General features: G+C 55.2%; 8 protein-coding genes. 4 read left to right on the top strand and 4 right to left on the bottom strand.

What is annotated here, in order from left to right; translation table 11 throughout:
* Positions 1 to 71: 71 nt before the first annotated feature.
* Complete coding sequence (locus tag RBT11_02105) at positions 72 to 3641, bottom strand: AAA family ATPase (protein MDX9785541.1); 3570 nt, start codon at positions 3639 to 3641, stop codon at positions 72 to 74.
* Positions 3638 to 4924, bottom strand: coding sequence for a DNA repair exonuclease (locus RBT11_02100; protein MDX9785540.1), 1287 nt, complete (start codon positions 4922 to 4924; stop codon positions 3638 to 3640). The genes RBT11_02105 and RBT11_02100 overlap by 4 nt, the downstream gene beginning before the upstream one ends.
* A 227-nt stretch (positions 4925 to 5151) precedes the next feature.
* Between RBT11_02100 and dapA the strand changes: the two genes are divergently transcribed.
* Positions 5152 to 6186, top strand: coding sequence for a 4-hydroxy-tetrahydrodipicolinate synthase (gene dapA, locus RBT11_02095; GenBank protein MDX9785539.1), 1035 nt, complete (start codon positions 5152 to 5154; stop codon positions 6184 to 6186).
* A gap of 87 nt (positions 6187 to 6273) precedes the next feature.
* Here dapA and RBT11_02090 read toward each other — a convergent pair whose 3' ends face one another.
* Entirely contained in the window at positions 6274 to 7056 is a 783-nt protein-coding gene (locus RBT11_02090; GenBank protein MDX9785538.1) for a YkgJ family cysteine cluster protein, read from the bottom strand.
* A 361-nt stretch (positions 7057 to 7417) separates the two neighbouring features.
* Here RBT11_02090 and purN point away from each other — a divergent pair, with 361 nt between their 5' ends.
* The 3 genes from purN (at position 7418) to RBT11_02075 (ending at position 10400) form a co-directional block, all read left to right on the top strand.
* Positions 7418 to 8215: a phosphoribosylglycinamide formyltransferase gene (gene purN, locus RBT11_02085; GenBank protein ID MDX9785537.1), complete on the top strand. Its 798-nt coding sequence runs from the start codon at positions 7418 to 7420 to the stop codon at positions 8213 to 8215.
* A gap of 68 nt (positions 8216 to 8283) precedes the next feature.
* Positions 8284 to 9708, top strand: a complete 1425-nt coding sequence (locus RBT11_02080) for an FGGY family carbohydrate kinase (protein ID MDX9785536.1) — start codon at positions 8284 to 8286, stop codon at positions 9706 to 9708.
* Positions 9705 to 10400, top strand: coding sequence for a glycerophosphodiester phosphodiesterase family protein (locus tag RBT11_02075; protein ID MDX9785535.1), 696 nt, complete (start codon positions 9705 to 9707; stop codon positions 10398 to 10400). The genes RBT11_02080 and RBT11_02075 overlap by 4 nt, the downstream gene beginning before the upstream one ends.
* Positions 10401 to 10577: 177 nt before the next feature.
* Here RBT11_02075 and RBT11_02070 read toward each other — a convergent pair whose 3' ends face one another.
* Positions 10578 to 10709 (bottom strand): ORF6N domain-containing protein, encoded by a 132-nt coding sequence (locus RBT11_02070; GenBank protein MDX9785534.1) that lies wholly within the window; start codon positions 10707 to 10709, stop codon positions 10578 to 10580.
* Positions 10710 to 10940: the final 231 nt, after the last annotated feature.

Raw genomic sequence — 10940 nt, 5'->3', positions numbered from 1 at the left:
GTTGCCTCCTGCCGTTCCGAAGGATCGATGCGGGCTGTTCTCCTCTAATTGCGTTGAAAAAAAAGAAGGGCTCAAGGTGTTTCCGAATTTGGCGCATTCAGACGAATGAGTTGAACCGGAGTGTCCGTGCGTTGAAACTGCGCAACGGTTTCCGGGTGGCAGGTGAAAAAAAGAACCTGATGCGTTTGAGACAATTCGGCAATGGCCTCGGCGGCCGCTTGCGCCCGGCCCGGGTCGAAATTCACGAGAATATCATCCATGATCACGGGCAGCGGCTCGCTATGCCGGGCCCGGTGACGAATAAATCCGAATCGAATGGCCAGATACAACTGCTCGGCTGTACCACGGCTTAAGGCCTCGGGGCGAAGGCTGCGATGCGTTGCGGTGACGGCCTGAATGGTTTCTTCGCCCATGGGCGCGACCAGGCGTACATACCGGCCGCGGGTAAAACTTTGGAAAAAAGAGGCGGCATCCTGAAGCACCCGGGGCTGGTTTTCCGTTTCATACCGGGCCTGAGCCCGCTCCAGCAGATGCCCGGCCAGCGCATAACGGCACCAGTCAAACGCATGGGCCTGAATATCCGCCAAAAGCCGCGCTTCTTCAGCCCGCAGTTTTGCCACATCCTCATCCGACAAGAGCGCATCGATTTCCCGATCCAGTGCCGCGCGCTTATTTCTGAGGGTATCCATTTGCTGCATCCTCTCGGAAACGGCTTCGGCCTGCGCTCGTTCCAGGGCTTCGATCTCCGCAAGACAGAGGCGTGACAGGGCGGTCTTGAGTGCGGTGATGTCCGTTTCCCCGGTGATTCGGCGCATATTTTTTTCATTTTCGGCAATGGCGTTCAGCAGACGCCGCCTCTCAGCAAAGGCGGCTGCTCGATGCCTGTAATCCGCTTCCGTTTTGGTGCCGGCCTCATGCAGCAGTTCGCGAAGGTTTTCTTGGCCGATGGAAAGCTTTTTCCGCACGGCGGTTTGCTCGGTGCCGATGGCGGCAAGTTGCGCCTCAAGAACGGTTTTTTCGCGCTGGTTTCCAAGCGTTGTTTCCAATTCTGCGCTGAGTTCCTCGATGAGAGCCGGCCACTGGTCCGATTGCCCGGCAACGGGGCAGCCGATACGCGTGACGAGCGCCTCGGCTGTTTGGCGATACTCCGTCAGATCCGCTTCAAGCTGTTGAATCTCCAGTGCCAGATGATTCCGCCGGCCGATATCGGTAGCGATTTCCGATAATGTATCCAGGGCTTCCAGGGCGGTATCGGGAGATAAGGTGTCCGGCAGGCCATGAGTGGCGAGCCAGTTTTGCCAGGCACGGGTCGTTGCGGCCATGTCGGAAAATACGGCGTCCCTTTGGTTCCTTGCGGTGTCAAGGGATGCCCGGGCGCTTTGCAGCGCCGCTTGGTGACGTTCGGCCGCTTCCTGTGCGTGATAAAAGACCGCCCTTTTTTCTTCCATCGCGGGCAGTCGGGCGATAAAGCCATCCACGGCCTGTAACAGGCCGGGTGCCGGGCCCTTGGCTGCCGCCGAAAGAGGCGCCAGCATGCCGGCCGTGGCGATATAAGCGGCCTGCGCAGTCTGCACAAGGGCGAACCGATCCGCCAATTCCGTTAAGGTTGATTGCCGTTGTCTGGCCGCTTCGATCTTGAAAAAAAGGCTTGCGGCAAGTGTCGGCGGCAGCGTTGCCCGAATGCCCATTTTTTCAAGATGTGCCCTCCAGTCCGCGCTGATATTTGATAAGCGGGTATTTGCCAGGGATGCCGCCTGCTGCGCCGCTTGCAAGGCGGTTTCACCTTCCGTGACCTGTTCGTCAAAGGTTTCGATGGTTCGGGTTTGAAGCGCTCGAACATGATGGCGTTTGCGAAGGATTACCAACAGGCAAAGCAAGTATCCGATGCACAGGGTGCTGATCGTTATCGCCGGCGGGGATGATATTTCCGGCCAATGCCACCAGATAGTGCCGGCGGCTGCGAGGATGCCCGGCGCTGTCAATAAAAGGGCGTGCGATAAAGAGGGAACAGGACGCCTTGCTGCGGTGGCTTCGTTCAACTTTTCCCGCGCGCGCTCAAGCTGAATCGCCTTTTCCCGGCCGGCGGCGTCCGCGATTCGGGCGGCTTCCTGCGCATAGGCCATTGCGTGAGAAAATTCATCCACAAGGTGGCGTGCGGCTACGGAGGCATCGAACCGGTCCAAATCCGATTCGGTCCACGTGGCATCGATCTCGCCGATCGCTTGCTCAAGCGCCTGGCGGGAGCGTGCCAACCGGGCCGTAAGATCGCTTATCTCCTGAATGCCGTCGGCAAACCGATCCCGGCCCTGTTTGAGTTTCAGCAGCATTTCCGGGTCGGGCGCTGCTTGGGGAGACGCCAGGCCGGCGAGCCGGTTGGCCGCGTCTTGCGTCGCACGTTGAACGGAGGCATGGTGTTCCGTGCGGTCGGCGAACAGGTGGTCGGCCGCCGTAGCGGCGTTGGCCAATGTCAGAAACCGGTGTTGAAAGGATCGAATCTCTTCGCGCACCAACACCGATCGGTCGATCGCGAGAATTTCCGATTCGGTTTTGCCCCGGCCGAACATGTTCAGCCGGTCTTTGTGGTTCGATTCTAGGACCGCCTTTTCATGCGTCAACAGGGGAAGGCGTTTTAGTTTATCGAGATAAGCCGCTTTTTCCTGCAAGAGGGCGCGCAGGCTCGGGGCTTGATCCGCCAGTGCCCGGTTCAGGGCGAGCGATTCTATTTGGCCCGAGCATTGGGCTGCGCGGTCCGTCAGCGCGGCCAATTCCGCTTCATATTGGCGGCATGCCGAAAGTTCCTTTTCATACCGCGCCAGGCCGTCTTCCGGAAAACCGATTACAACGGGCGTGAGTGTCGAAAGCTGCGTCTCATTTTCCTGATGCGACAGCCATTCGGGCCACAGGCGGGAATAGCTGTTGAAACGAAGCGCTTGTCCGCGGTGCTCGTCGAGTGTTTCCGCCAGGCGGGAGATCTGTTGCTCAAGAGATTGTTTTTCCGCCAAGAGGGCATCGTACCGGCCGACCTGGCGGCCCGCATCCTGCAGTGCTTGATGAACCTTATTCAGGGCCGTGAGCGCGGCATTGATCAGGGGCTTTGATCCGCCCGATCTAAACAGGCTTTCCAGCCGGCCCTGGACCTGTTTTTTTGCGCGGGAAAGCGTAGCCATGCCGGTACCGAACCCGGCGCCGTAAACCGCGTGCCGGACCCCGTCTTTTTGAAGTGAATCCAGGGTTTGAAGTTCGGAAAGGCTGAAGGCAAAAATATTTCGAAAGACCTCGTACCCGACGCCGCCCAGAAGTTGACCGAGAAGTTCCGCGCCGCCGCGCAGGCCGTCAGCGCCCTCCACGGTCACAAGGCCGCCCTGCTTGCCGGGGCCGCGGCTTACCGTGACCGATTCCCCGCCTTGAAGTAAAAGCGAGAGGCGGCCGCCATGCATGCCACCCGCAACGGGCGGGTAAAAGAGTTCATCTTTTGCATTGGCGCGAGGGAACCCGAACAACACCGTGCGAATAAATCCCAAAAGCGTTGATTTTCCGGCCTCGTTGTCACCTTGTACCAGAACCAGACGGGAATTGAGATCGGAAATGGACGCATCATGAAAAACGCCGAACCCGTCGATATGAAGGCCCTGAATTTTCATGTGTCCGGCTCCAGAAGATCCAGGCACAGCTTTTCGGCCTCGCTAATGAGACGCTCGCAATCGTCGCCGGAGAGCGGATCGAGCAACCGTGCCAGGCGATGGTGATGAAAAAGGTCTTTGAGGGCCGGTGCCAGCGTCTCGGGCGGAGCGCCCGGTGCGGCATTTAAAGCGATCTTTGTGCTGAGTCGAAGCGTTTTGGCTTCCCGAAGCACTTGTCCGAAAAAATCATCCACCTTGCTTCGGCTGGTGAGATCGATCGGCGGAAGGCAATTGACCTGCAGATCCTGAACCCAGACGGCCGGAGTTTTCGCAATTCCCGCAGCCCGGATGCGCTCAAGGAGAACCGCTGCGGTGTCCTCTTTTCTAAGTTCGCTATAAAGCTGGCTTCTGCCCTCAAGGAGGATTCGGACAATAGCGGATCGGCCGTCCGCCGCCGTCAAGGCGCTCTCCATTTGCCGAAAAAGCGCCTGATCCAAATTGTCGAGGGTCTCTATCGGAGAAAGATCCAAGCGGATCAAAAGCCATCGCACAACATCCAGCGGGTGAAAGGTTACCTCGATGCGGCGGTTCTCGTCCACCCGCACGAGATAGCACCCGCGTGCGCCGGTCTCCCGAATGCTCAAGCCCTGAATATTTCCCGGATAGGCGATATAGGGTGCGCGGGAAAGAATCGCTCGTTCATGCACATGTCCCAGCGCCCAATAATCAAAACCCGTTTCGCGCAACTGCCCCGCCGTACACGGCGCGTAAGCCGTGTGATCCGGATGATGGCCGCAACTGGTGTGTAGCAGGCCGATTTTGAAAAGATCCGAATGGTCCCTCTGAAATTTTTCAATGAGCGGGCGTTGCTCATTTCCCTGAGCAAAACTGATCCCGGATATGGATGCCGTCGGTACACCGTCCACCCGGACCACAATGCGCTCGACGGTATCCGCCCGGAACAGGTGCAGGTTCTCGGGCCAAAAAATGCGGGTGGACCAGGCCGGTGCCGGATCATGGTTGCCATGCACCACGAAAGCGTTAATCTCCTTTTCCTTGAGACGCACCATGGCATCCCGAAAGGCCAATTGGGCACGAAGCGCATGGTCCGCATCGTCAATCACATCACCGGCCACCAGCAAAAAGGCGGCCTCGCTTTCCAGGCACAGATGGATTAAGGCGTTAAAGGCGTCATAGGTGGCGTTACGCAACACGTCCAGGCTATGGGGGATTCGTTCACTTACCCCTTTAAACGGGCTGCCCAGGTGAAGGTCCGCGGAATGAACAAAGGCGAAGGGCTTCATGAATCGTATGGGTTCCAATTTTAAATGAGACTAATTAAAGGTTCGAATTTTAATGAAAATACGTCCTATATTCAAGAGAAAAACAATCCGCTTCATGCGGCCCTTATCCCGGTCCGTATTTTATATTGACATAGCCGCTTTATTTCCCTTAGTTTTTCTAATACATTAGTAGACGCTCACGCGGCCTATTTCGAACCATGCGAGAAAATAAGAATGAGGGGGAAATCATGATAAACGGCTGTTACACGGCGCTCATTACGCCATTTCAGGCCGATGGGGTTGATTATAACGGGCTCGCCCGTCTGGTTACGTATCAGATTGAAAACGGTATTTCAGGCATCCTGGCGGTTGGGACCACGGGAGAAAGCCCCACGCTCAATTGGGCGGAACATATCCGGGTGATCGAACAGGTCGCCAAAGCAAGCAAGGGGCGGATTCAGTGTATTGCCGGCACGGGCAGCAACAATACGGCCGAAGCCCTGACCGGTACCCGGCATGCCGTGGAAGTGGGTGTGGATGCGGTCCTGCTGGTGGATCCGTATTATAACGGCCCCAGTTCCCAGGAAATCAGGAAAGAATATGTGGCCCCAATCGCCAAAGCGGTGCCGGGAACCCAGGTTATCCCTTATATCATTCCCGGCCGCTCCGGAACGCAACTGTTGCCGGAAGATCTGGCGCTTCTGGCCCGGGAGTTCGATAATGTCCAGACGGTAAAGGATGCCACCGGAAACCTGGAAAACATGCGGCGAACGCGCGCTTGCTGTGGTCCGGCGTTTTCCATTCTATCCGGAGACGACGGATTGACGTATGAAATGATGACGGATGCGGCCATCTCGGCCGCCGGCGTCATCTCCGTGTTTTCAAACCTTTTTCCCCGCGCGGTGTCGGACATGGTAAGATATCTTCAAGGCGGAGAGGTGGAAAAAGCCCGCGCCCTGAACATCGCCCTGGACCCGCTGTTTCAGTTGGTTTCCGTTAAAACGATGGAAACAACCCCTTGGGGGCATGTCGTGTGTAAAGCCAAAAACCCGCTGGCAATCAAAACCCTGATGGCGATTCTTGGTCTGCCCGCCGGTTTTTGCAGGCCGCCTTTGGGCAAGCTCTCGCAAAACGGTCTGGAAACTGTTCTGGCGGCTGCCCGAAAAGTGCTGGCAACCGCGCCGGAACTATTTGAGCCGGTAGCTGCGTTTTTTAAGGTGAACGTGGAAGAGCGGCTCGATACGCCCAAATTCCGGGAAGGATTGTATTATGAAACCTACTGAAACCATACGGGATGGTTGAGAACGGGGGGTTGGGGGCAAGATTGGATCACAAAAACGGCCGGATTGGAATGAATCCGGCCGTTTTTTCTAATTTTCCGCAGGCGTGGCTGCGCTCGTATCTTCGGTTTTAAACAAGATGGATTTGAGCCATTTCAATGCAAACTGGAGCAATGCCACCTCGTCGGCCTTTATTTTTTCGATGGTATCCGATGGAATGTTATAGCGTTTGAGAAAAGAGCTTTCAAATACAAAGGACCTAAATTTATCGATGTTATAACTTGCCAGGAAAAACATTTGTTTGCTCTGATCGGTCAGCTTGATATTGGCAGGAAAGGATCGTTTTCGAACCAATAGATCGGTCCAGTCCGCATTGATTTCATCCCGAATATCCACGCCTTGATCCTGGCGCCATTCGCGAACCGTCCAACAGGTCCTTTCTTCAAATCCGCGGCAGTGTGGCTCTTTGATGAAAAAGAAAAAATCCTTGTCATCGGCGCCTTCCTTATGGCTTAAGGCGGCAACGCCCAAGGGGTAATACCGGCACGTCGTCGGCCGGTCTTCATAGATCAGGCAGCCATCATCCCGGACAAAGGGGCAGGATTTTTTTTCATCATCCAGCAGCTTCAGGGTGATGACTGGCAAATCCGTTTTTTCAAGCAATTGAATGTCCGTGTAAATGGCCAGGAACTCATCCGACGGCAGTTGCAGCCGGTTTTTCAGGCGCAGAATGTCGTATGGGGTCAAAATGATGCTGATTCCCCGGCAACATTGGGTAAAACACGATACTCCCTTGTGGCATCGAAACGAAAACGCGTGATCCAGACCGACCCGTTCCGGCTGAATGTAGGCCATGCTGTTTTGGTCTTCCATAACATTATCCCTTTCATATGAGAGCCAGTTTCAAAACGCCCCATTTCGGCCGATCTCTGCGTTGCGCTCAAATTTCAATCCTCAAAATACATAATGTATTCCTCCGGTTGAAATTTTCACGCGCCTTGACCTCGACCGAACTGGAACGTGTTGAAAATGGCTCTTGATTCCAACAGCCCGGATCGGCTGACGCTAATCGCGTGATGGATTGACACGTTCGTATTATCCAAGCAAAGGGGCCTTGTCAACACACACGCGGCATACTTGGAAAAAAGCGGGCCATACAAGTGAATTGACACCTTGTCGCCCAATTTGTTAGCGTGATGATTCGCTCGGACCAAATAGAAAAAGGGGAAACCGGATGGCAAAGAAAATTCGTATCGGCGCGTTGATATCAGGTGGCGGCACCAACCTTCAAGCGATTATCGATGCGTGCGAATCGGGACGAATCGATGGCGAGATGGTGTTTGTCGGGTCCGATAATCCAAACGCCAAGGGGCTTGAAAGAAGCCGAAAGCATCACATTCCGAATTTTGTCGTCGATTACGGTGCCATAATTCGAGGGTTCAAAAACTTTCCGGATTCAGGCATGCTTCAGGCGGACTTCAGCATGGCCGAAGTAATGTCCAAGCAGTCTCTTTTTCCGCCGAATACGCCGCGGGAGACCGTCGAGTTATTTTTAGCCACGCGCGCCATTGCAGAGGCCCAGCTTCTCAGGGCCATGGACGAGCACCCCTTTGACCTGCTGGTACTGGCCGGTTTTATGCGAAACCTGACCCCGTACTTTATCGATCGTGTGAATGGAGACGGAAAATTGCCGCGAATTATGAATATTCATCCGGCGCTGCTTCCCTCCTTTCCCGGGGTGGACGGATATGGCGACACCTATCATTATGGGTGTAAAGTGGGCGGGTGCACGGTTCATTTTATTGACTACGGCGAGGACTCCGGACCCATCATCGGCCAGCGCTCTTTTTCGATCGAGCCGGAGGACACCCTCGATAGGGTTAAAGAAAAAGGGTTGAAAGAGGAGTGGAAACTCTATCCGGAATGCATTCGGTTGTATGCGGAAAACCGGCTTCAAATCGTCAAGCAGACGCGCTTGCTGCCCGGCGGGCAACAAACAACCCGCCGCGTGGTTCAAATATTAACCGCCTGAAACGCATCGGCTGGTTTCATCTCATTGATCCGAGGCTTCCATCAATTGGGGTTAAATGGGGGTGAAGAATGGGCGGGCCCGCCGCGCTGATAATCGATCAAGGCACGCATGCCACGCGCGCGATGGTGATGGCTGCGGACGGACAGATTCGGCATTCGGCGTTTGCGGATGTCTCCCTGTTTCGCCTTAGTGATACCCGCGTGGAGCAGGATGCGGAAGAGATTCTCTCATCGGTGCATCGGACCGTGGCCCGTGTTTTAAAAGAATCCGCGGCCGGGCGCCTTGAAATTGATGCGGCCGGGCTTGCCACGCAACGCTCAAGCGTGGTGGCCTGGGATCGCGAAACGGGAAACCCGTTATCGCCGGTGATCAGCTGGCAGGATTGTCGGGTCGGCCGGTGGCTGAATCAATTCCGGAAGGATGCCTCCCGAATTCAGCAGCTTTCGGGCTTGCCGCTGTCCCCGCATTATGGGGCCGGTAAATTAAGATGGTTGCTGGACAACGTTCCGGCGATAAAAACCGCTCATATGACGGGGCGGCTGGTCTGGGGTCCGCTGGCCGGCTTTCTGATATTTCATTTAGTGAAAAACAGGCCCTATCTCGTGGATCACGCCAATGCGCAAAGAACGCAGCTCTGGAATATTCAAACGCGCAATTGGGACGATGAACTCATCACTTTGTTTCAATTGCCCAAAGGGAATCTGCCCACCTGCATGCCGGTTTGCGGGTATTATGGTAAGTTGACAGCCGCCGATATTCCGTTGCGTGTCGTCAGCGGCGACCAGGGGGCCGCTTATTTTAGCATGGGCCGAATGAACGTCCATAAGGTGCTGATAAATATCGGCACGGGCGCCTTCCTTTTAGCGCCCACCGGTGAAAAACCGGTTTATCGTCAACGGTTGCTGAGTGGATTGGTTGCCAGTGAAGAGGGTCGAGCCGAATATGTGCTCGAAGGGACGGTCAACGGTGCAGGCGCGGCCCTTGATTGGGCTCAAAAGAAATGGGGAATACGAAATTTAAGCGAAAACCTGCCGGATTGGCTTTCCAGAGAAACGCGGTTGCCTGTTTTCCTGAATGCGGTGGGTGGCATCGGTTCGCCCTGGTGGCGGGCGGACATGGCGTCCCGTTTGATCGGCGATGGCGAGACTTGGCAGCGGGCAGTGGCGGTGGCGGAGAGTATTTTGTTTCTCATTCAAAGCAATCTGGATGCGATGGCGGCGGCCGGCTGTGATATTAAACAGTTGGTGGTCACCGGCGGACTGGCCCGTCTGGATGGATTGTGCCGCCGCTTGGCGGACCTATCCGGCAAACCTGTTTACCGTCCGGCTGAAACCGAAGCAACGGTCCGGGGAACGGCATGGTTGGTATTCGGCCGCCCCAAACGCTGGCCAAAGTCCGGGCGGGGCAGGTGGTTTGCACCGCTGGCCAATGCACCGCTGAAAGAGCGCTATTTCCGCTTTTGTACGGAAATGAAAAGAACGGAAAATCGATGAGCGACTTTATTTGCTTTGCCCATCGGGGCGCCAGCGGCCATGCGCCGGAAAACACGTTGTCAGCGATTCAAAAGGCGCTTGACATGGGGGCGTGCTGGATAGAGGTGGATGTTTTTCTGGCGGATAATGAACTGGTGGTGATTCATGACAGCCGACTGGAACGCACGACCGACGGGGTCGGCGATGTAACGCAGCAGAAAATTTCATACCTTCGCGCTTTGAATGCGGGCAACGGCGAAAAAATCCCTTTTTTAAAGGAAGTACTCGATATTGCCGCCGGTAAAGCGGGGGTCAACATCGAGCTTAAGGGGGCGGACACAGCTGCTCCTGTCGCTGCATTGGTCGGTTCCTATGTATCGCAAAAACGGTTCGATTATGACCATCTGATCGTTTCCTCTTTTCACCATGCGCTTCTTGCAGAGGTTAAGCGGTGTGATTCTAAAATCCTCATCGGTGTGCTGTTGGAAAAGATGTGCGGGGACGAAGTCCGGGCGGCCGAACGCATGGGCGCTTACTCGATTCATATCAGCCAAAAAAGGGTTGACGAGGCATTCGTAATGGAGGCCCATCGCTTGGGAATGAGGGTGTTTGTCTATACGGTCAATCGGGCGGATGAGGTTCGACAAATGAAGAAACTGGGCGTGGATGGCGTTTTTACGAATTATCCGGAGATTTGTATGGGCGATGGGTGATGGATAATGGTCAACGGGTCTCAACACTTTTCCACTGATACTGGTAGTTTGGCGTTCAGTGCAAATCAGTGGCTCTCGGTGAGTCCAGAACGCTTGCAGCCATGATTGTTCCATGCTCTGTGAAAACCAGTGGATTCACGGGAGAGAACTTCAGCCTCTGGAGGTGGTCACAGTTTGTTACCATTTCCCCTTTTCTGCCTTGGTGAGGCGGGACATAAAGTCGAACGGGAACCGATCCGAATTTCGTTGAACGGCTTGGCTCAGGGCTTTTGTCGTGACGCCATAAGCTTCCGCAAGGTCAGCATCAATAATGACCCCAACTGCAACCGGGCAGAGATGCGTCCCTCAAATATCCCTTTAACATAGTTAACGACAAAAATCAGCGGGGCGTGTGACGCATCCGCTGGATTTGCTTGATATTTGTTATGGCCTCAAGCAAATCCTGAGACCGTCAGTGGCAGATACACGCTCTGACATTTTCCCGGTCTCCGACGAGCATTTGTGGGCCCATTCTCGACCGGGAAAATGTCAGAGATAGTT

The sequence above is a fragment of the Desulfobacterales bacterium genome (genome assembly GCA_034003325.1).
Classification (GTDB): domain Bacteria; phylum Desulfobacterota; class Desulfobacteria; order Desulfobacterales; family JAFDDL01; genus JAVEYW01.
Note: the sequence above shows the minus strand (reverse complement) of the source record. Positions and strands in the feature narration are given on the sequence as shown.

Excerpts from the sequence above, each read along its gene's own strand:
- RBT11_02105 (MDX9785541.1), bottom strand. The coding sequence starts at position 3,641 with ATGAAAATTCAGGGCCTTCATATCGACGGGTTCGGCGTTTTTCATGAT.
- RBT11_02100 (MDX9785540.1), bottom strand. The coding sequence starts at position 4,924 with ATGAAGCCCTTCGCCTTTGTTCATTCCGCGGACCTTCACCTGGGCAGC.
- dapA (MDX9785539.1), top strand. The coding sequence starts at position 5,152 with ATGATAAACGGCTGTTACACGGCGCTCATTACGCCATTTCAGGCCGAT.
- RBT11_02090 (MDX9785538.1), bottom strand. The coding sequence starts at position 7,056 with ATGGAAGACCAAAACAGCATGGCCTACATTCAGCCGGAACGGGTCGGT.
- purN (MDX9785537.1), top strand. The coding sequence starts at position 7,418 with ATGGCAAAGAAAATTCGTATCGGCGCGTTGATATCAGGTGGCGGCACC.
- RBT11_02080 (MDX9785536.1), top strand. The coding sequence starts at position 8,284 with ATGGGCGGGCCCGCCGCGCTGATAATCGATCAAGGCACGCATGCCACG.
- RBT11_02075 (MDX9785535.1), top strand. The coding sequence starts at position 9,705 with ATGAGCGACTTTATTTGCTTTGCCCATCGGGGCGCCAGCGGCCATGCG.